The following is a 21454-nucleotide window of genomic DNA, read 5'->3' as shown; positions in this document are numbered from 1 at the left end:
AGGCGTCCATACGTGGAATACGTTGAGGCCCGTTCGTGCATTCAGCCTTTGGCTGGCGCGAGATCTTTCACGTCAAAAGGCTGTGATGCCATTTGCAAATGCAGACGCGTACCCGTGTACGGCGTGTGCTGCTGCACGACTTCCATGTTCAACTCGACGCCGAGGCCCGGCTCCGTCGACGGAATGATGTAGCCGTCTTCCCAGCGAATCGGCGTCTTGAGGATTTCAGCGTGGAAGCCGCCCCACGTGCCGATGCTTTCCTGGATCAGGAAATTTGGCGTACACGTGGCGAACTGAATACTCGCCGCAGCGCCGATCGGTCCGTTGTACAGATGCGGCGCGATCTGCGCGTAATGCACTTCGGCGAGGCTCGCCACTTTTTTCGCTTCGAGCAAACCGCCGACGCGCGCCACATTCAATTGCAGAATCGACGCGCCGCCCGCTTGCAGCAGCTTGAAGAATTCATACTTTGTCGTGAGGCGCTCGCCTGCCGCGATGGGAATGCTCGTGTGCGCGGCGACTTGCGCCATTGCATCGTCCTGTCCCGGCGGTACGGGCTCTTCGAACCACAGCGGGTCGAATTTTTCAAGGCGCTTCGCGAGGCGGATCGCCGACGACGGCACCATCTGCCCATGCGTGCCGAACAGCAGATCGGCCTTGCTGCCCACGGCCTCGCGCACCTTGCGGCAAAACATTTCACAACGGTCCAGTACTTCGAGCGACAACTGGTGGCCCGAGTAAGCGGTATAAGGCCCGGCCGGATCGAACTTCACGGCCGTAAAGCCGCGCTTGACGTTTTCGGCTGCGCATTCGGCGGCGAGATCGGGATCGTCATAGTCGTACTCGCCGCGGCGATTCTTCGGGTACAGATACGTGTACGAACGCAGGCGCTCGTGCACGCGGCCGCCCAGCAGCTCGTACACCGGCTTGTTCGCCGCCTTGCCAATGATGTCCCAGCACGCCATTTCGAGGCCACTCACGACGCCCATCATCGTCAGATCGGGACGCTGCGTGAACCCGCTCGAATACGCTTCACGCCACAGGCGTTCGATATGATGCGGGTCCTTGTCGAGCAGATAGCGCGTGAACACATCGTCGATGACGTGCGTCATCGCATTCGGATGAAACGAAGCCGAATAGATTTCGCCGACGCCTTCAATGCCGCAATCCGTCTTGATCTTGACGAAGATCCAGTACATGCCGCCGATATGCGGCGGCGGTACGGCAACGACATGCGTTTCGAGCGAGACGACTTTCATTTACGCACCTTCTTTTCTGTTGAGCATATTGCGCAGCACGAGACCAGCGCAACCGCCGACGGCGGACACGGCAGCCACATAGCCGAAGTACATCTGATAACCGTGCACGCCCGGGAACGTCTGCGTCAGATAGCCGTTGACGAGCGGCAGGAACACATCGGGCGAATAGCCGAGCACGGAGATCAGGCCGATCGCGAGGCCCATCGTTTGCACGGGCACATTGCAGCGGTCGAGCAGCGACCAGTAGAGTCCGCGAATCGCGTAAGTGAGCACGCCGATAAAAAGCACAAGGAAGACGAGCAGCACGTGGCTGCTGATTTTCGGCGCGAAGATCAGGCCGATCAGCGAAATCGACGCAAGAAAGAGCGCGATGATCAGCACTGTCACTTTCGAAAAGCGGTCGCCGAGAAAACCACCGCCAATCCCGCCGATGGGACGCATCCACAGCTTGAGCGTCGTGATCGTGCCCGCCATCACCACCGACAGCCCGATCTCGCCTTCGTGCAGATAAGCCGAGAAGCTATAGGTCGCCCAGAACACCTGATAGCCGCAGAAGACGATCGCCGCGACGAGCCACAGCTCCGGAATCTTCGCGAGCGTGAGCAGATCGGCGACCACGTTGCTGCGCTTTTCGGCTTGCGCGCGGATCACCTCTTCCGCTTGCGACGAAGGGTCCTTGACGAGCGCGAGCAGCACGCCAAGCCCGATGCAAAGGAACGCATACATATAGACGACAAACCGGAAGCCGACGGCAGCCGGTTCACCCTTCGTCTGCGTGAGCCACGCGAAAAGCGTGATCGCGATCGTCGCGAGCATCGCTTCGACGAGTCCGCGGCCACCGTCGAGAAAGCCGAAGAAGCGGCCCTGCTCGTCGTGACCGGCGATCAGCGTAACGCGCTTGATCACGGCCGCCCAGAATGTCAGGCCCGTCGACAGCCCCCAGCCGCCGAAAATCAGCAGCAGCAGGTCGAACGACGGCGCAGTCGAATACAGCAGGCCAAGCACGCCCGTTGCAACGAGAGAAAAGCTGATCAGCACGCGCGGCGCGATGCGATCCGCGAGCCAGCCGCTCGGCAGATAGCTCAGCAGAAAGATCGTGCCGAGCATCGAATACAGATACCCAAGCTGGCTTTCGCTGATGTGGAAGACTTCCAGCATCGTCGGCTGATAGACCTGGCGCAAATAGAGAATCGGATAGATTGCACCGGCTGCAATGACGAGCAGCAGCAATTGCACATAGCGTTGCGCGTTGCTGGCGGACTGAACGATCGATGCGTTGGAACGGCGTGCCGAGACGTCCGTTTGCAGAGATGGGCTTGCCACTGAGGTGCTCCTGTGGAGACGCGCGAGGAGCACGGCATGCGCCGTGACGTCGTGTCTCCAGATGTTGTTATGAATGCAGCGCAGCGTATGCTTGCTGCTGTTAAGGAAGAAGCGCACCCGCTTGCGCGGAATGCGCTTTGACAGGATCAGTACTTCATGACGACGAGACGCGTCTGCGTAAATTCGAGCATGCCGTGCTTGCCGTCGTCGCCGCCGAGGCCCGAGCGCTTCCAGCCTGCATGAAAGCCCTGATACGGATCGGCGGGCGTGCGGTTCACGTAGAGTTCGCCGGCTTCGATGTTGTTGGCGACTTTCATCGTCGTGCGGTAGTTCTCGGTGTAAATCACCGACGAAAGTCCGAATTGATGGTCGTTGGCCATTTGCAGCGCTCCGTCGAGCGTGCTGTAGCGCACGACGGGCATGATCGGGCCGAAGGTTTCTTCCTGGATGATCTCCATTTCCTGACGGCAATTCGTCAACAGCGTCGCCGGATAGAAGAAGCCCTTGCCTTCGGGCATCACGCCGCCCGTCTCGAGCTTTGCGCCGTCCGCAATCGCGCGCTGGACCATTGCGTGAATCGACTGGCGCGATGCGTCGTTGACGAGCGGGCCCATCAGCGAAGCATCGACGCTGCGGTCGCCGCTTTTCACGGCGCTCATACGCTGCTTCAGCAGCGCGACGAAACGGTCGTGCACGCTCTCATGCACATAAACGCGTTCGATGGCCGTGCAAAGCTGGCCGCAATGCGTGGTCTTCGAGCCGACGAGTTCTCGCGCGGCTTTCTCCAGATCGGCATCCGGCTCGATGATCGCAGGCGTCTTGCCGCCGAGTTCCAGCGACGGCTTCGCAATGTTCGCCTTGCAATAGTCGAGTACCTTGCGGCCCGCGCCGACGCTGCCCGTCAGCGTGATCATGCCGACGGCGGGATGCGTGCACACCGCCTCGGCCGTCGCGTGGCTCATCGCGAGGATGTTGACCACGCCCGGCGGCAATTCGGCGCGAGCGACGGCCTTGGCGATTTCGAATGCGGAGGTCGGCGTGTTGTTGCTCGGACGCACGACGACGGTATTACCCGCGATCAGGGCCGGCGCGACTTTGCGCATCAACGTATAGACCGGGTAATTGAACGGAATCAAACATGCGACCACGCCGATCGGCTCGCGATGCAGCACGAGATTTTCGTCGGGTGTGTCGCTCGGAATGACTTCGCCTTCGATGCGGCGCGCCCACTCCGCGTGATAGCGCGTGATCTGGCCGGCGTAGACGGCTTCGTTCGTGGCATCGGCGACGCTCTTGCCGGACTCCTGCGCAAGCGCTGCGCCGATGGCGGGCGCACAGTCGGTCAATGCATCCGCGAGTCGGTGCAGATACGCGGCGCGCTCAGCGGCAGGCAATTTGCGCCAGTGCTTCTGCGCGGCAGCGGCCGCATCGACGGCGGCGATCGCCTCTTCGCGCGACGCGCCCGATATCTGCGCGATCAACGCCTCGTTGGCGGGGTTATAGACGGAGATGAGTTCGTCGGTTGCGGGTTCGATGAACTGGCCGCTTACGAAATTCCGGTCGAGTCGCATGGTCCTTGCCTCGTGACGCGTGCGCAAAGCACGTTACCGGCCGCCATTCGAAGCGCTTTAAAGCGATTCGAAACGTGCAACCGGCGCATGACCGGATTCTTCTCTGCGCCATTACGACGCGCAAGCGAGTATTTCGACCCGTAAGCATTCGAAAAACTCATGTTTATAGTGCGAATTGACGCCCAGACGAACGATGCGCCAATGGATCGGACGGATGTGTGGAAATGCGTCTATTCGACTGCTGCTTTAAGGACGCGGAAAACGGCAGAACTGCCGTCGAGCGAGCCGGCATCGCGCTGGCTGCGAGTGACGGCGCGGCGGTTGATGCACCGCGCCAGGGGAAAGGGCCGGACCTCGCGAGATCCGGCCGGGTCGTATCGAAGTGTTCCGCGTCGGACGCGCGGCTCAAGCCTGGCCGGTTGTCTCGGCGGGCGCCTGCACTGCCGCCGGCGTTTCAACGACGGGCTCCACGGTCTTCACGGGCGCCTTCTTCGCGCTCACTTTTCTCGCGACGCCCTTCTTTGCGGGCGCTTTGGCTGCGGTGGATTTCCAGGCGACCGCTTTCTTTGCGACCACTTTCTTTGCAGCCGTCGGCGCGGCGGAATTTGCAGTGGTCTTTCTGGCTGCTGTCTTTTTGCCAGCAGTCTTGACGGACGCTTTCTTCGCGACCTTGCCCGCCGCGGACTTCGCTGTCACTGCTTTCTTTGCCGCCGTTTTCTTTGCGGTTGCTTTCTTTGCGGTTGCCTTCTTTGCAACTGTCTTTTTAGCAGCCGCCTTGACGGTCACAGCCGGTTCAGAAACAGCCTCAGCCGGATCGATCAAAAACTTGCTGCGGTCTTTCACGTTCTTGATCCATGCCGGCGGACGCGCATGACCGCTCCACGTCGCCCCCGTCTTCGGATCGCGATACTTGGGCGGCAGCTTGCCCTTCGTGGCCGTCGCCGACTTTGCCTTGCCGCCGGCAAGACCGAGACGCTCCGCATTCGCGCGATCGCGTCGAGCCTTTGCACGCCGTTCGATATCCTCCGTCGTGAGACCGTGCTTGATCATCAATTCGCGGATCTGGTCCAGCGCGCCCTGAGCGCGTTGGGTGACGATCGCTTCGGCTTGGGTTTGCAGCTTCTTTATACGTGCCTGGATAGATTCCAATGTCGCCATTATTGCCTCCCTTTGAATTACAAGGCCGACTATGCCACGGAATTGCTTAGAAGCGCTATGGTTTTGAAGCGTGAATAAGACAATCGCTGTGTATTTATAAGGCTTTCGCCCTTAAGACTCGCATAAGGGTTGTAACACCCGCCCAGCAAGCCTGGCTTTGACACGCTTTAAAGAACATCGAGGCGGCTTTGCGAGTCGCGAGAATAAGCGATGGCTTTCGAACGTTGAGTCTCCATATCCTGTTCGCGATGCGTAGCCGCATGTCTGCGTCCGGCATGAGCACACTGGTAGACTTTCATGGAACGAATTGCGCGCCACGCGCGTCACCGTGCTGCGTCGCCATGCTCTTGGATAGCAGCTTCAATACCCGGAGAAATCGATGGAGCACGCGTACGTCCAGTTGCTGCACCTGCTTGCAGGCCATACGGCATGGACGTTGATCGTCGTCTTTCTTGCGGCCTTTCTCGAAGCGGTCGCGATCGTCGGCACGTTCGTGCCCGGCAGCACGGCGATGTTCATCGCGGGCGCGCTAGTCGGCACGGGCACGCTGAATCTCGGCTGGCTGCTCGCGTGCGCAATTGCGGGCGCCGTCGCGGGCGACGGAATGAGCTACTGGATCGGCCGCCGCTATAAAGACAGAATTGGCAGGCTCTGGCCTTTCAGCACGCATCCGGGCCTGCTCGAAAGCGGCCAGAAGCACTTCGACAAACACGGCGCAAAGAGCGTCGTCTTCGCGCGCTTCGCCGCGCCGCTGCGCGCCGTCGTGCCCGTGGTCGCGGGCATGCTCGAAATGCCGCCCGCGCGCTTCTACGCAATGAATCTGCTCTCGGCATTGCTATGGGCACCTGCGCACATTCTGCCCGGCGTCGTGTTCGGCGCATCGATCCAACTGGCGGGCGCCGTGTCGTTCCGCCTCGTCGCGGCGCTGGCGATCGTCGTCGCCCTCGTGTGGGGCTGCTTCTGGATCATGCGCGTGGTGGTCTCGCATGCGCGTGCATGGGCCAGCGCATCGCGCCAGGGCATCCTGAACTGGGCACGCCATCATGAAGCACCATACGGCCGGCTGATCTATCGCATCGTCGATCCCGAACGCGAAGCCATCGGCCTGCTCGTCGGCATTTCGTTGTTCGTGCTGTTGTGCGCGGGCATATTCTTTGGCGTCATGCAGGACGTCGTGGCAGGCGATCCGCTGGTTCAGGTGGATATGTCCGTCTATCGCTTCCTGCAATCGTCGCGCGCGCCGTGGATAGACGAAGCGCTTGCGCGCGCTTCTACACTGGGCAGCATTCCCACGCTGATGGCGCTCGTCATCACGTCCGTCATCTTGATGGCCTATGAGAAGCGCTGGCGCACGCTCATCTACTGGCTCATTGCCGTGCTGTTCTCGCAACTGCTGATCTTCGCGATCCAGGTGATCGTCCATCATGCGCCGCCTGCCGCCACGCAACCCGATCTCTACGCGTTTCCCAGCAATCACGTTGCGGCAAGCGTCACGGTATACGGCTTTCTCGCGTTCGTGGTCGCGCGGCGAGTCGGCATGCTGACGAGCATCGCCGTCACGGCGCTTGCTACGCTGATCGTGATCGTCATCGCGTTCGCGGGCCTGTACTCGGGACGCTTCGCGTTCTCCGATGCCGTGGGCGGCGCAGCGTTCGCTGCCGTGTGGGTGGCCGTGGTCGCGCTGACGGCCGTATGGCGGCACCCTGAAACACCGCCGTTGCGCGAAGCGATGCCTGCCATTCTGCTCGTGGTGCTGTGCGCGAGCGTGGGCTTGCAGATCGGCTTGGGACGCCAGCCGGATGCGCCGAGACCGATGCGCGAGCGGCCGCCTATCGTCGTGACGCAAGCGCAATGGACGGACTCGTTGTGGAAGATCTTTCCCTGCTATCGCTCCGATATGGAAGGCGACCGGCGCGAGCCGATCACGTTGCAATGGACAGCCGATCCGCAGCAGATCGTCGCGCAGTTGCGCAGCCGCGGCTGGCTGGAGGGCACGCGTTTCAATGCGCGGAGCCTGTTTTCGCTGGTGTCCCCCGATGTGCCCGCGATGGATCTGCCCGTTTTGCCCAAGCTCAACGACGGCGAACCGTCGCTGCTCGTCTTCAGCAAACAGCGCGATCGCCGCGACGAACGCGATGTGTTGCGCTTCTGGCGCACGGGCTATGCCGTTGCGCGCCGCGACGACATCGCGCCCACGCCGATCTGGCTCGGCTCGCTCGTACACGAACGGCTGCTAAGGCCATCGTGGCCCTTCAACGTATTGCGCACCGACCGGCAACTCGAACCGCTCATCTCATCGAAATCGCGCGATGGCGAGTGGCGAGAGCTTGAGATCTCGCGCAGCATCGGATGCACCGACATCCCTGTCACACTGCTTGCGTCGAACCGGCGCTAGTCTTGCGTATCTTTTTCGCTTCGGCTTCGCGCCCCTTACGCTCGATACGCGCGATGCGTCCAGCCGTGCAACAATGAGCCGCTGCCGACGTGAACCGCGCGGCAGGCAACGCGAGACGAGCGATGCAAAGCGCCAAGGAGTCGCTGCAATTGGTCGAGTTCCACCCGTCGGCAATATCTACCTGGGGCGCAACCGTCGTTTTCGCGAACGTGCTGCTCACGCGCCTCGGTGTTCCCGTGCCCGCCGTGCCCGTTCTGCTGCTTGCAGGGACGGCCATCGCGAATGGCCATCTGTCGTTCTGGCATGTGCTGACAGCAGCGCTCGCAGGCGCGCTGATCGGCGACGGCACATGGTTCCTCGCGGGCCGCCTGCTCGGCCGACGGCTGATCCGCGCGCTCGCCCGGCTGTCGGCCGCTGTTGAAATGCGCATGCGCAAAGCGCGCGCGCTCTTCGTTCGCTTTGGCCCGGCCATCGTGTCGGTGTCGAAGTTCGTGCCGGGGCTTGCGATCATCACGCCGCCGTTGATGGGTACGACGCGCGTCGGCGCCGTGATCTTTTTCGCGTGGGATGCCGCGGGCATCGTCGCGTGGGCGACGTTCTGGCTGCTCGGCGGCGCGATATTCGAGCATCAGCTCAGCCTGTTGATTTTCGAAGTGCGGGCTCATGGCTGGACGATCGTCGATGTGCTGTTCGCAATCGCGATCGTCTATCTGGCGTTCCGCCTCCTCCAGCGCTGGCGGTTGCAACAGCCGCTGTCGCTTGCGCCCATCTCGCCCGAACAGCTCGATGCAATGATGCACGCCGACAAGCCGCCCATCGTGCTCGACGCCCGCCCCGAAGCAGTGCAAGCGCGCGCGCCGCAGTGCATTCCAGGCGCGTTGCCACTCGACATCAATTCACCCGGCACCGTCGATGCCGCACTACTTGCGCGCGATGTCGTCGTCTATTGCGTTTGCGCCGACGATGTCACGGCGAAAGCGCTGTCGCAGCATATGCGAAGCAAAGGCTTCACGCGGGTTCGCGCGCTAAGAGGCGGACTCGACGCGTGGGAGCGGCGCGGCTATGCGGTCGAGCCTTCGGGCGCCGAGGAAGAGATTGTCGCGCTTCCCACACGCGAAAAGAGCCGCGCGCAGCGCGAAGAGCGCGGCATCACGCTTCGCGGTATTGCGCCGAGGGGCGCCGTTTCCTGAATCGCGCGTGCAAGTGTGTGTACGCGAAAAGCGCTTTGCCTGAGCACCATTCTTTAGGCGCGTGTTTCTTGATCCCCCGTTAGCATGGCCCGCGCCGCTTTAGCCGCGCGCGACTTCCTGCGCGGGTACAAGTCCGCCGACAACGATCCGGTCGCGCCCCGTCGCCTTCGCCTGATACAGGCTGCGATCGGCTTCGAGGAGCCACGTGTGATAGTCGGATAGATCGTCGGTGAGTTGGGCGATGCCCACGCTGATCGTACACGGGCATTCCGCCGATGCGTCTTTGCACTTCTCGCGCACGCGCTGCACCAGCGCTTTCGCGACGGCGTGCGCCTCGCGCAGCGTCGCGCCCGGCAGCACGACGCCGAATTCTTCGCCGCCGTAGCGCCCGATGCTGTCGCCCGCGCGAAAATGGCGGCGCAGCAGATCCGCGAATGCCTGTAGCACGGCGTCGCCGGCAGGATGGCCCATCGTATCGTTGATGCGCTTGAAATGATCGAGGTCGATCAGCAGAAGGCATGACGCGTAGCGGTTCTCGCGGCATCGCTCGAACTCGTCGGCGAGCAGACCTTCCCAGTGCCGCCGGTTCCACAGGCGCGTCAGGCCATCTGTGCGGCTCAGACGTTCCAGTTCCCGCGTGCGCTGCGCAAGCTCGAGCGACAGGCGGTAGCTCGTCAAGCCCAATGCGAGCGGATAAACGAAAAGAAACGGCAGGCACCCGAGAATGACCGGCATCTGCGTTATTGGCGCAAAGACGAAGCCCAGCGTGACAAGCCCGACGATCAAGCCGAGTACATGCGCAGCCACGCCGCGTGCAAATAGCCTGAGACCGCCGGCGGCAATGTTGTTCATGCTGAGCATCACGAGAATCAGCACGCTCGGCAGCGCATTGAACTGCATCGCGACGACCCAGAAGCCGCCCAGCAGCGCGTCGACGATCAGGTTCACGCGCTCGCCGCGAGAGGGCACGGCACACGCAAGCGCGGCGCGCCGCGCGACGTGCGGCCAGAAGAAACCATGAAACACGAGCAGCGCCCACAGCAAGAAGCCGCGATGCTGTTGCGCGAATACGGAAGCGACGCAGAAGAAGCCAAGTCCGAGCCCGGCCATGCGCAAGCGGTAGATGCGCTCGACAAAGCGTGTCCCTTGCGCGACCTTGCTATTCGTTGCCAACTTCATCGCTCTCTGAGCAAGTGACTACGGGAATTCAGGCACGCGCGATGGTCATTGCGCGTGGTGCCTGGAGTTTCAATGCAGACGCAACGTCATGGATTGATATAAAAATAATACCAGTGCCGCCGCGTGCAATGCGTCCCTTTGACGGGTGGAAGCGCTTCTGTCGCGCGCGTGTGTTGTTTTCCCACAAGAAGCGATCGAGCCTGAGTGTGGTCAATGGCCGCTTATCAGCGGCACGGCTGATGCCGCCGATGTTTCGAAGCTGCGCTGCGTCAGCCACACTTCCTGCTGCAGCCAGTCGCGAAAGACGGCCACATGCGGCAGCTCGCCTTGCTCGGGCCGCGTCACGAACCAATAGGACTGGTGCCCATCGACATGCACGTTCAACACTTGCACGAGCTGTCCATTGGCAAGCTCTTGCGCAATCATATGACGATCGGCGATCGTGATGCCGAGGCCGTCGATGGCTGCGCGAATCGCGTGATCGAGCAGATCGAACTCGAAGCCGCCCGACGTATCGACGCCCTCGATGCCCGCCGCTTTCAGCCAGTGCTGCCAGGTCAGATAGCGCTGGTTGTCGCTTGCCAATACGTGCAGCAGCGTGAACTGGTTGAGGTCGATGCCCGAGCTTCCCGCCTGGCGCGCGAGCAGTGCGGGTGAACACACGGCGATGTGCTGCTCGTTCATCAGCAGCACATTGTCGAGCCCTTCCCATTCGCCGTTGCCAAAGCGAATCGCGCAGTCGAGTACGCTCGATTCGGCGAGATCGTCTTCGAGACGTGTCGACAGGCTCAGTTCGAGTTCCGGCCGATCCGCGCGCAGACGGCCGAGCCGCGGTAACAGCCAGCGGCTTGCAAACGTGGGCGGCACATTGATCCGCAGACGATTGAGATGTGTCTTCTCCTGAATGCTGCGCACGGTCCATTCGATTTTGTCGAATGAATGCTGTAGAGCCTGCAAGAGCACACGGCCCGACGCCGTCAGGTCGAGATGATGATGCCGCCGCTGCAACAGCGATTCGCCAAGCTGTTCTTCGAGCTGACGCACCTGACGGCTCACCGCGCTTTGCGTGACATTCAACAGTTCTGCGGCGCGCGTAAAGCTGCCGGTGCGGCCGGCGACTTCAAAGGCTTTGAGCGCATTGAGCGCTGGCATTTTTCTTTTCAAGGATGTCTCTTTCTCAAAGGCCGCCAAGGGCGGTCAATCAGGCATTTTAGCGTTCGGGCCGACACGCTCTTCTTCGCAGCCTTCTTTTAAGGCACTACACAACATCGCATGTGCGCAAGAGCGCGCATCGCCGCTAGAAAACCCCTTGATTCAGGGCATAAACGTTAAGGGGCAGCATCCGTCACGGGGTTGTCATCGTACAGACATACTGGCCTTGCAGCATCGTAAATCCCCCCGAACCTTCCCCCGAGGCCCAGGCCATGCCGGAACTCTCATATCCGCAACCAGGTACTGCAACCGCAAAAAACCGCAATTTAGGCGTCGCCGTCTTCCTGATCGCGCTCGTCGCGGGCGCCATCTATTGCGCGTTCCAGTTGATCGGCGACCTCGAACCCGTGCGCATGGGTTCGATCGTTCCGTATCTGCTTCTCGGCGTTGCTCTGTTGATCGCGCTCGGCTTCGAATTCGTCAACGGCTTCCATGACACGGCAAACGCGGTCGCAACCGTCATCTATACCCACTCGCTGACGCCCAGCGTGGCCGTCGTCTGGTCGGGCGCGTGGAATTTTCTTGGCGTGCTGACATCGACGGGCGCGGTCGCATTCGGCATTCTTCAATTGCTGCCCGTCGAACTGATTCTGCAGGTGGGCAGCAGCGCCGGCTTTGCAATGGTCTTCGCGCTGCTGATCGCCGCGATCATCTGGAATCTCGGCACCTGGTGGTTCGGCTTGCCGTCGTCGAGTTCACATACGCTGATCGGCTCGATCATCGGCGTCGGCTTGATGAACCAGATGCTGCACGGCCCGAACGGCACGAGCGGCGTCGACTGGGCGCAAGCGCTCGGTGTCGGCAAATCGCTGCTGTTTTCTCCCGTCGTCGGCTTCCTGCTGGCAGCGCTGCTGCTGCTGATCCTCAAGGCGATCGTGCGCGTGCCGGCACTCTATTCCGAGCCGAAGAGCAAAGAGCCGCCGCCGTTCTGGATTCGCGCGCTGCTGATCCTGACCTGCACGGGCGTTTCATTCGCGCACGGTTCGAACGATGGACAGAAGGGCATGGGCCTCATCATGCTGATCCTGATCGGCACGGTGCCGACGGCGTATGCGCTGAACAAGGCCGTCAACGCAACCGAAACGCAGACGTTCCTCGCCGTTTCACAACAGGCATCGACTACGCTCAGCAAGTATGCGACCGAGAATGCGCCGCCCGTCGCCACGCCGCGCGCCGAAGTGGAGAACTATGTGCGCACGCGTCAACTGACGCCCGCGACAGTGCCCGCGCTGCAAAAGCTGTCGGAACAGATCGGCCAGCAGGTCGGCGCATCGGGTTCGATGGCGAACGTACCGCAAGACGTGGTCGATAACGTTCGCAACAACATGTATGTGGCGTCCGAGGCGATCCGTCTGATGGAAAAAGCGAAGCAGCCCGCGTTTGCACCGGACGACGCCAAAGCAATCGACAACTTCAAGAAGCAGATGGATCACGCGACGAAGTTCATCCCGACATGGGTCAAGGTCGCGGTGGCGATTGCACTGGGCCTCGGTACGATGGTGGGCTGGAAGCGGATCGTCGTGACGGTGGGCGAGAAGATCGGCAAGCAGCATCTGACCTATGGCCAGGGCGCGTCGGCCGAGCTCGTCGCGATGGTGACGATCGGGGCCGCCGACGTTTACGGCCTGCCCGTCTCGACGACACACGTGCTGTCGTCGGGCGTTGCGGGCACGATGGCTGCAAACGGCTCGGGGCTGCAATGGGCCACCGTGCGCAGCCTCGTGCTGGCATGGGTGTTGACGCTGCCGGCGTCGATTGCGTTGTCGGCGTGCCTGTACTGGGTGTTCCGGCATACGTTCTGATCGACGGCCATTCGCCCGAGAGGGCGAATAAAAAAGCGCGGCTAAACAAGCCGCGCTTTTCATTTGAGGCCCATGAACAGGGCCTATAAACAGGGCATCGATCAATAGATTTCCGGCACGATCATCGACGACGGCACGGGCTGTCGAATGTAATCGTCGTGATACACGCGTTCCGGCAACTGGATCGACGGGTGTTCGATCTCGTGATACGGAACCTGGCTCAGCAGGTGATGAATGCAGTTCAGGCGCGCGCGCTTCTTGTCGACGGCCTGCACGACCCACCACGGCGCCTCGGGGATATGCGAGCGTTGCAGCATCACTTCCTTCGCTTGCGTATAGTCTTCCCAACGCCGACGGCTTTCGAGGTCCATCGGGCTCAGCTTCCATTGCTTGAGCGGGTCCTGAATGCGCGCCTGGAAGCGGATCTCCTGTTCTTCGTCGGTGATGGAGAACCAGTACTTGAGGATCTGGACGCCGCTGCGCACCAGCATCTTTTCGAATTCGGGTACTGAGCGGAAAAACTCTTCGTACTCGTCGTCGTTGCAAAAGCCCATGACGCGTTCGACGCCCGCGCGGTTGTACCAGCTACGATCGAACAGCACCATTTCGCCGCCTGCGGGCAGATGGCTCACATAACGCTGGAAGTACCACTGCGTGCGCTCGCGGTTGTTCGGTGCAGGCAGCGCGGCGACGCGGCACACGCGAGGATTCAGCCGCTGCGTGATGCGCTTGATCGCGCCACCCTTGCCGGCCGCATCGCGGCCCTCGAAGATCACGACGAGGCGATGTCCCGTCTTGACGATCCAGTCCTGGAGCTTGACGAGCTCTCCTTGCAGCCGGAACAATTCGCGGAAATAGTGCTTGCGGGCTTCGCGTGCCTCGGGCGTAAAGCCCTCCGAGCCGTCGAGAATGCGGTCGTCCACTTCCATTTCCAGTTCCTCGTCGTACGCGTCGACAAGGTCTTCTTCGAAACGGCGCTGCCGGGCGGCGAGCGACGCGCCGTCATATTCCTGCTCGGATTCCTTCATCACAGTGGCTCCTGGTTTCTTCCATTCCACGGAAGGGGGTTACTCTGCGCGTGGGCTCTTGTGATTGTGGCGATCGTGGGTGTCATTCATATTACTCCATCTGCCGTTGCGCCCGACAGCGCGCCAGCAACCGCTTCCCTTGCAGTTGCGTGGCGGCAGACGAAAAGTGTTAAAGCCTCTTTGCAATACTGATCTCATGTCCATCGGGATCGCAGATATGAAAGTACCGCTCGCCCCATGACGCATCGGCGGGCGCGGCCTGTGGCGTGAACCCCGCCGCAAGCGCGTTGCGATAGACAGCGTCCACGTCGGACACGTGAACGATAACCCGTCCCCACCATAGAACAGGCCCCCGCGTGTCGAGGATCAGATTCAGATAAGTGCCGCCGAATGCAAACGACGTAAATGCTTCGGACGGTCCGCCATAAGAAAGCGGAAACCCGAGTGCAAGATAAAACGCAACGGCGCGCTGCATGTCGTGCGTCGCCAGCGTCACGGCGCTCAATCCTTCGAAGCGCGGTTCGGCGGCATCGTTCTGTGAGACCGGCTGATTCATCGCTCTCTCCCGCTGCTGAAAGTGAAAACAGCGGGCACGCCATTCCGGCGATGCCCGCTGCAAAGCGAATCGACACGACGTGCCGATGCACGTCACGCTGTTACGGTATCACTCGCGTCACACCGCGTCCACGCGGGTCGGATACGGGTTGCGGCGTCTCTCCGTTGATCTTGATTGCCTGAATGTCGCCATTGAAGTTCTGTGCCTGCAACGTGTAACCCTTCGCTTCGACCTGCTTCGCGAGGTCGCCATCGATAGGCTTGTACGGCTCCCAGAAAATCGTGTTCGGAGGCAGCAGCTGATGGTGGAAACGCATCGCGGCAACGGCTTCGTTCAGCGGCATGTTGAAGTCGTACACGTTGTTGATCACCTGGAAGATCGACGTGAAGATGCGCGATCCGCCCGGCGTGCCGATCACGAGCGACACCTTGCCGTCCTTCGTCAGAATGGTCGGCGTCATCGACGACAACGGACGCTTCTTCGGTTCGATCGAGTTCGCATCGCTGCCCACCACGCCGAACATGTTCGGCACGCCCGGCTTCGACGCGAAGTCGTCCATCTCGTCGTTCAGCACGATGCCCGTGCCTTCCGCCACGACGCCCGAACCGAAATAGCCGTTGATCGTATACGTGTTCGAGACGGCGTTACCCCACTTGTCGACCACCGAGAAATGCGTCGTCTCCGCCTTCTCGGGCATCGACGTGCCCAGCCCCGGCTGCACGCTCTTCGTGTCCGATGGTGTGCCCGGATTGACTTCCGATGCGCGCTTTGCGATATACGCGTCGTCGGTCAGTTGCGTAACCGGCACCTTGTAGAAGTCGGGATCGCCAAGGTATTGCGCGCGGTCCGCAAACACGCGCTTTTCGATTTCCGAAATCAGATGGATGTACTGCGGCGAATTGAGCGCCACGTTATTGAAGTCGTCCTTGCGGTCCGCCTTCATCTTCAGCAATTGCACGAGGCCGATACCGCCCGAGCTCGGAGGCGGCGCTGTGATCACGCGGTAGCCGTTCCAGTTCGCCTGGATGGGCTGACGCCAAACGGCCTTGTACTCCTGCAAGTCGCGCTTCGTGATGAGGCCGTGGTCCTTCTTCATCGACGCGGCAATCAGATCGGCCGTCTTGCCGTTATAGAACTCGCGCGCGCCCTGGTTCGCAATGCGCGTCAGCACGGCCGCAAGATCCGGCTGCCTGAAATTGACGCCCTGTTTCAGATTCCCGAAATAGGTGTCGAAATTCGTTTTGCCGCCAAAGTCCTTTTCGGCATTTTCGCGGCGCTGCGCAAGCTGCTCGTCGACTTCGAATCCATCGCGCGCGTATTTGATCGCGGGCGCCAGTACCTGCTTCCACGTCAGCTTGCCGAAGCGATGCTGCGCTTCCCACATGCCCGCAACTGTTCCCGGCACGCCGACGGCATCGGCGCCAAAGAGGCTCTTGCCCTTGATGACGTTGCCCTGTTCGTCGAGATACATCGTGCGCGTCGCGGCAAGCGGCGCACGCTCGCGATAGTCGATGAAATACGGCTTGCCGTTCATGTATAGCGTCATGAAACCGCCGCCGCCGATATTGCCCGCTTCGGGATACGTGACAGCCAGCGTGAACGCAATCGCAACGGCCGCATCGACGGCATTGCCGCCTTCCTTGAAGATCTGCTCGGCGGCATCGGCGCTGTACTTGTCCGCGACGGCCACGGCCGATGCATCGAGTACGGCTTTCTGTTTGGGAGGGGCCTTGGCGTAGGCCGGCGCGGATTCGAGAAATCCCGCTGATGTTGCGAAAAGCCCGGCCACTGCGAGGGCTGTTGTAGAGAACTTTGCTTTATCGATTAGTTTCAATGCGTGTCTCCAAAGACATTCTTCCGGTTCAGGAACGAAAAGCCTGTCTTTGGGCTTATAACACGCAATGCGCACAAATGCGAAGCGGCCCCATGCACTCGTCGTGCATGGGGCCGCTCTCGCACTCGCTTACGCCAATTGCAATTCAGCGGCGACGCTGTTATGCCGTGGCCGCGTCCTTGAGTACCTGCGATGCGACTTCATCCACGGCGGCCTTGGTCAGCGAGACGATCTCGTCGACTTCGGCGCGCGTCGTGATCAGCGGGGGCGCAAAGCCGAGAATGTCGCCGTGCGGCATCGCACGCGCAATCAGCCCGCGTTGCAGCGCGGCAGCCGACACGCGCGGACCGACCTTCAACGCGGCATCGAACGGACGGCGCTCTTCCTTATGCGCCATGAATTCGAGAGCAGCCAGCATGCCTGCGCCGCGCACTTCGCCGACGAGGGGGTGCGAGTCGAACGCGGCATGCATCTGCGCGAGCAGATAGCCGCCGACGTCGGCCGCGTTTTGCGTGAGGTTCTCGCGCTCGAGGATGTCGAGATTCGCGAGCGCGGCAGCGGCGCAAACGGGATGCCCCGAATACGTCCAGCCGTGTCCCATCGGGCCATGTTCCTGCGAGCCCTGGGCGATCACATCCCACACCTTCTCGCCGACGATCACGGCCGACAGCGGCGCATACGCGCTCGTCAGGCCCTTCGCGACGGTGATCAGATCCGGTTCGATGCCGTAATGCTGCGCGCCCATCTTCGAGCCCAGACGTCCGAAGCCGCACACCACTTCATCGCTGATCAGCAGAATGTCGTGCTTCTTCAGCACCTTCTGGATCGCGGGCCAGTAACCGGCCGGCGGCGGCAGGATGCCGCCCGTGCCCATCACGGGTTCGGCGATGAAAGCGGCGATCGTATCCGCGCCTTCCTTCGCGATCAGCTTCTCGAGTTCTTCGACGCAATAGTCGACGAACTGCGCTTCGCTCATGCCCGCGGGCGCCTGGCGATACCAGTGCGGACACACCGTATGCTTGACGCGCTCGATGGGCAGATCGAAATGCTGATGGAAGCTCGGCAGGCCCGTCAGGCTACCCGTGACGATGCCGGAGCCGTGATAGCCGCGCTGGCGCGAGATGATCTTCTTCTTGTTCGGGCGGCCCTTCACATTGTTGTAGTACCACACGATCTTGATCTGCGTTTCGTTCGCGTCCGAGCCGGACATGCCGTAGTACACCTTCTTCATGCCCTTCGGCGACCAGTCGATGATGCGCGACGACAACTCGATGATCGTATCCGTCGAGTGGCCGACATACGTGTGGTAATACGCGAGCTTCTTGGCCTGCTCGTAAATCGCGTCGGCGACTTCCGTGCGGCCATAGCCGATGTTCACGCAATAGAGGCCGGCGAACGCGTCGATGAACGACTTGCCCTGATGGTCTTCGATGCGAATGCCCTTCGCGCCCGTGACGATACGGCCGGGCAGCGCGCCGCTCGCGTGGTCGTGAGCGTGCGTCGACGGGTGCATGAAATGCGCGCGGTCCGCGCTAAACAGTTGATCGAGCTGGGTCATGGGAAACTCCGTTTTCTGATCGATAGTTGAATGACAGGTCTCAAGCGGCGTGCGGCCGATGAGCACAAGAAGCAGCGTCGGCGACGGGCAAGCCCAATTGACCGAGGCAGTAGTAACGCGTTTCGACGAACGGCTCGAAACCTTCGAGTCCGCCTTCGCGGCCGAGGCCCGATGCCTTCATGCCGCCGAACGGAATCGGCGCGCCCGTGAACTTCACGCCGTTCACGGAGACCATCGCGAAGTCCAGTTGACGAATCACCTGGAACACCGTGTTCAGATCCTTTGCGCAAAGATATGCAGCGAGGCCGTACTCGGTGTCGTTCGCGCGGGCGATCGCTTCGTCGAGCGTGTCGAACGGCGACACGGCGGAAATGGGCGCAAAGTTCTCTTCATCATAGATGCGCATGCCCTTGCCTGCATCGGCAACGACGGTCGGCTCGAAGAACCATCCGCCGCGCGCATGCGGTGCGCCGCCCGCGACAATGCGCGCGCCCTTTGCCCGCGCATCTTCGACGCGTTGCACCGTTGCATCGAACGCCGCCTGATGCATCAGCGGACCGACTTCGCTGCCCGCTTCGAATGCCGAGCCGACCTTCAACGCGCGCACGGCTTGCGCATAGCGCTCGACGAATGCGTCGTAAACCGGGCGCGCAACCAGAATGCGGTTCGCCGCACAGCAGTCCTGTCCCGACGTCTGGAACTTCGCGCCCACGGCGACGCGCACCGCCTGTTCGAGATCGGCGTCTTCCGTCACGATGAACGGCGCGTTGCCGCCCAGTTCGAGTGCCGTCTTCTTGATGCCGCTTTGCGCGACGGCCTGCATCACGAGTCCGCCGACACGCGTCGAGCCCGTAAAGCTCACCGTGCGCACGCGCGGATCGCGCACCAGCGTTTCCATCGCCATTTGCGGTTCGCCGAGCACGACGTTGAACACGCCCGCGGGAAAACCCGCTTCTTCCGCGAGCTGCGCAAGCGCGAGTGCCGAGAACGGCGTCTCGTGCGCGGGCTTCACGACGACGGTGCAACCCGCTGCCAGCGCAGCCGCCGCCTTGCGCGTGATCATCGCGTTCGGGAAATTCCACGGCGTGATCAATGCGGCCACGCCGACGGGCTCCATCATCGTGCCGAGATGCGCGCCGTCGATATGCGTCGGAATCGTGCGGCCGTTCAGGCGCTTGCCTTCATGCGCGAACCATTCGATGAAGCTCGCGCCATACGCGATTTCGCCGGCGGCCTCGGCAAGCGGCTTGCCCTGCTCGAGCGCGAGAATGCCCGCGAGATCGTTCTGATGGCGCATTACGAGTTCGTGCCAGCGCAGCAGCAATGCCGCGCGCTTCGCGACAGGCACCCAGCGCCACGTTTCGAACGCGCGCTGCGCGGCGTCGACGGCTTGCGTGATTTGCGGCGCTTCGAGCATCGGCACGTGGCCGATCACTTCCTGATCCGCGGGATTCTGCACGGCCACCGTGGATGCCGTTTCGCTATGCACCCAACGGCCATCGACGTAACACAGCGACTTGAACAGAACGGGATGACCCAGCAACATGACGATCTCCTATGTGCGTTATCTGACTGTTACTGTACGGGCGATACGCATCGTGTTTTTTTGGTTCGGCACGCCGGCGCTGTGTGTTTTTTCTGTTTTAGCGCCGCGTTACGCGAAGTTTTTTGCCGCCCGTTTTCGCCTTTCGCACTGCATCGACGGCTTCATTCGCCGCCGATTGCATCCGAGGCCCAGTCCGGCATCGTCTCGGGCACGTTCTTCACGACCTTCGTCACGATATACGTGAAGTAGCGCTCGATACCGAGTTCATCGGTGAGCAGCGCATCGATGAAGCGCTGATAGTGATCGATGTCGCGCGACATCACGTGCAGCACGTAATCGACGCCGCCGCCCGTCGCGTGACATTGCGTCACTTCGGGGGCGGCGGCGACGCGCTCTTCGAATCGGCGCATGTCTTGCGCCGTATGCCGCGCAAGCGTCACCTCGACGATGATGCGGCTGCCCTTGAATGCGCGTGCCCAGTCGATATCCGTCCGATAGCCACGAATCACGCCGCTCTCTTCGAGCCGCCGCACGCGCTCCCACGCAGGCGAGATCGACAGGTTCACTTCCTCCGCAAGACGCGACTTCGTGATGCGTCCGTCCTGCGCGAGGATGCGAAGAATGGCGAGATCGTAGCGATCGAGTTTCATCATCGGCACATGCCTCTACTTTTTCGCGGCGGCCGTCGAAACGGGAATGCCGCGCTCGACGATATCGGCCACCACGGCCACCGTATCGCCGATATGCACGAGCCCGGGGAAATGCCGCGCGGCGAGCAGACCGCTGCGTTTCGCGCGATATTCGAACGGCTTTGCGCCCGTGCGCGTCGCGTCATGAACGCGCGCGATCACTTCGCCGGCTTCGACGTTGTCGCCCAGGTCCTTGCACAATTCGAGCAGGCCGTCGTGCTCGCTCGTCGTGTAGCAGGTGCCGTCGGGCATGTCGAGCAACGTCGTCGTGCGCGCGGAGGCTTCGTCGGCAGGCGCCGTCGATAGCACGCCCGCATTCGCGAGGAAGCCGCGCACGCCGCGCTCGGCCACGGCGACGCTTGCTACCGTCGCCGTTCCGCCGCCGCCCAGTTCCGTCGACACGAACACCTTGCCCGCTTCTTCGACAGCCGTATCGAACAGGCCGACGCTATCGAGTTCCAGCATCCGCATCGAATACGGTGCGCCGAACGCGCGCATCGCCGATTCGCAACGCGCCTGCTGCTTCGCATCGTCGAGCACGTGCACGGCTGCGAACGGCACGAAGTCGAGCGTGCGTCCGCCTGCGTGCAGATCGAGCACGTAATCCGCGAGCGGCAGCAGATAGCGCTGGAAATAGTCGGCGATCTTCTCCGTCACCGTGCCGTCCGGCTTGCCCGGAAAGCTCCGGTTGAGATTGCCGCGATCGATCGGCGACGTGCGGCTGCCCGCGCGAAACGCCGGATAGTTCATGAACGGCACGATGATCACGCGTCCCGTCACTTCGCTCGCCTTCAGCGTCGACGCGAGCTTCGACAGCACGATCGGACCTTCGTACTCATCGCCGTGATTGCCGCCCGTCAACAGAGCGGTCGGACCCTCGCCGCGACGGATCACCGTGATGGGGATCATCACGGCGCCCCACGCGGACGCGTCGTGCGAATGGGGCAGCTTCAGAAAGCCGTGCTGTTCGCCGTCCGCTTCGAAATCGACAGTGGCATGAATGGGTGATGCCCGCATTGCACTACTCCTTGATGAACAGCTTGCGCGGCGTATTGCAGAACGTCTCGACACCCGACTCCGTAATCAGGATGCTCTCCGTGATTTCGAGTCCCCAGTCGTCGAGCCACAGGCCCGGCATGAAATGGAACGTCATG

17 protein-coding genes and 1 pseudogene are annotated in these 21454 nt (G+C 61.7%); 4 read left to right on the top strand and 14 right to left on the bottom strand.

What is annotated here, in order from left to right:
- Positions 1-41: 41 nt before the first annotated feature.
- The 4 genes from AABE10_RS19635 to AABE10_RS19620 all read right to left on the bottom strand — a co-directional run bounded on the left by AABE10_RS19635 (position 42) and on the right by AABE10_RS19620 (position 4996).
- Positions 42-1259 carry a mandelate racemase/muconate lactonizing enzyme family protein gene (locus tag AABE10_RS19635; protein WP_342934926.1) on the bottom strand — a complete coding sequence of 406 codons (1218 nt, stop codon included), beginning with the start codon at positions 1257-1259 and terminating at the stop codon, positions 42-44.
- On the bottom strand, positions 1260-2582 hold the full coding sequence (locus AABE10_RS19630; protein ID WP_342934925.1) for an MFS transporter: 1323 nt from the start codon (positions 2580-2582) through the stop codon (positions 1260-1262). It abuts the gene before it with no gap.
- A 146-nt stretch (positions 2583-2728) separates the two neighbouring features.
- Entirely contained in the window at positions 2729-4153 is a 1425-nt protein-coding gene (gene aldA / locus AABE10_RS19625; protein ID WP_342934924.1) for an aldehyde dehydrogenase, read from the bottom strand.
- Between the two features lie 405 nt (positions 4154-4558).
- Positions 4559-4996: a histone gene (locus tag AABE10_RS19620; protein ID WP_342935280.1), complete on the bottom strand. Its 438-nt coding sequence runs from the start codon at positions 4994-4996 to the stop codon at positions 4559-4561.
- Between the two features lie 27 nt (positions 4997-5023).
- On the opposite strand from AABE10_RS19620, the gene AABE10_RS36455 reads away from it, so the two are divergent.
- From AABE10_RS36455 to AABE10_RS19605, 3 genes are all read left to right on the top strand, one after another.
- On the top strand, positions 5024-5389 hold the full coding sequence (locus tag AABE10_RS36455; protein WP_428983369.1) for a hypothetical protein: 366 nt from the start codon (positions 5024-5026) through the stop codon (positions 5387-5389).
- A 301-nt stretch (positions 5390-5690) separates the two neighbouring features.
- Positions 5691-7706: a bifunctional DedA family/phosphatase PAP2 family protein gene (locus AABE10_RS19610; RefSeq protein ID WP_342934923.1), complete on the top strand. Its 2016-nt coding sequence runs from the start codon at positions 5691-5693 to the stop codon at positions 7704-7706.
- Positions 7707-7828: 122 nt separating this feature from the next.
- Positions 7829-8896 carry a VTT domain-containing protein gene (locus AABE10_RS19605; RefSeq protein ID WP_342934922.1) on the top strand — a complete coding sequence of 356 codons (1068 nt, stop codon included), beginning with the start codon at positions 7829-7831 and terminating at the stop codon, positions 8894-8896.
- A 99-nt stretch (positions 8897-8995) separates the two neighbouring features.
- Here AABE10_RS19605 and AABE10_RS19600 read toward each other — a convergent pair whose 3' ends face one another.
- A complete protein-coding gene (locus AABE10_RS19600; RefSeq protein WP_342934921.1) occupies positions 8996-10075 on the bottom strand; it encodes a diguanylate cyclase in 1080 nt (359 codons plus the stop codon).
- Between the two features lie 210 nt (positions 10076-10285).
- A complete protein-coding gene (locus AABE10_RS19595; RefSeq protein ID WP_342934920.1) occupies positions 10286-11227 on the bottom strand; it encodes a LysR substrate-binding domain-containing protein in 942 nt (313 codons plus the stop codon).
- Positions 11228-11499: 272 nt separating this feature from the next.
- Between AABE10_RS19595 and AABE10_RS19590 the strand changes: the two genes are divergently transcribed.
- A complete protein-coding gene (locus AABE10_RS19590; RefSeq protein ID WP_342934919.1) occupies positions 11500-13089 on the top strand; it encodes an inorganic phosphate transporter in 1590 nt (529 codons plus the stop codon).
- Between the two features lie 101 nt (positions 13090-13190).
- Here AABE10_RS19590 and ppk2 read toward each other — a convergent pair whose 3' ends face one another.
- From ppk2 to AABE10_RS19550, 8 genes and pseudogenes are all read right to left on the bottom strand, one after another.
- The gene (ppk2, locus tag AABE10_RS19585) at positions 13191-14117 is read right to left on the bottom strand and encodes a polyphosphate kinase 2 (protein WP_342934918.1); all 927 of its coding nucleotides are present in this window, start codon (positions 14115-14117) and stop codon (positions 13191-13193) included.
- A 169-nt stretch (positions 14118-14286) separates the two neighbouring features.
- Positions 14287-14673: a VOC family protein gene (locus AABE10_RS19580; protein ID WP_342934917.1), complete on the bottom strand. Its 387-nt coding sequence runs from the start codon at positions 14671-14673 to the stop codon at positions 14287-14289.
- A 100-nt stretch (positions 14674-14773) separates the two neighbouring features.
- Positions 14774-16507, bottom strand: coding sequence for a gamma-glutamyltransferase (gene ggt, locus AABE10_RS19575; RefSeq protein WP_342934916.1), 1734 nt, complete (start codon positions 16505-16507; stop codon positions 14774-14776).
- A 160-nt stretch (positions 16508-16667) separates the two neighbouring features.
- On the bottom strand, positions 16668-18065 hold the full coding sequence (locus tag AABE10_RS19570; RefSeq protein ID WP_342934915.1) for an aspartate aminotransferase family protein: 1398 nt from the start codon (positions 18063-18065) through the stop codon (positions 16668-16670).
- A gap of 40 nt (positions 18066-18105) precedes the next feature.
- Entirely contained in the window at positions 18106-19611 is a 1506-nt protein-coding gene (locus tag AABE10_RS19565; protein WP_342934914.1) for an NAD-dependent succinate-semialdehyde dehydrogenase, read from the bottom strand.
- Positions 19612-19772: 161 nt separating this feature from the next.
- Complete coding sequence (locus AABE10_RS19560) at positions 19773-20261, bottom strand: Lrp/AsnC family transcriptional regulator (protein WP_342935257.1); 489 nt, start codon at positions 20259-20261, stop codon at positions 19773-19775.
- A gap of 15 nt (positions 20262-20276) precedes the next feature.
- Complete coding sequence (gene doeB / locus AABE10_RS19555) at positions 20277-21317, bottom strand: N(2)-acetyl-L-2,4-diaminobutanoate deacetylase DoeB (RefSeq protein ID WP_342934913.1); 1041 nt, start codon at positions 21315-21317, stop codon at positions 20277-20279.
- A 4-nt stretch (positions 21318-21321) separates the two neighbouring features.
- A pseudogene (locus tag AABE10_RS19550) lies at positions 21322-21454 on the bottom strand (ectoine hydrolase DoeA); the annotation flags it as partial.

The organism is Paraburkholderia diazotrophica (assembly GCF_038900755.1).
GTDB lineage: Bacteria > Pseudomonadota > Gammaproteobacteria > Burkholderiales > Burkholderiaceae > Paraburkholderia > Paraburkholderia diazotrophica_A.
This window is presented reverse-complemented; position numbering and strand designations above follow the sequence as displayed.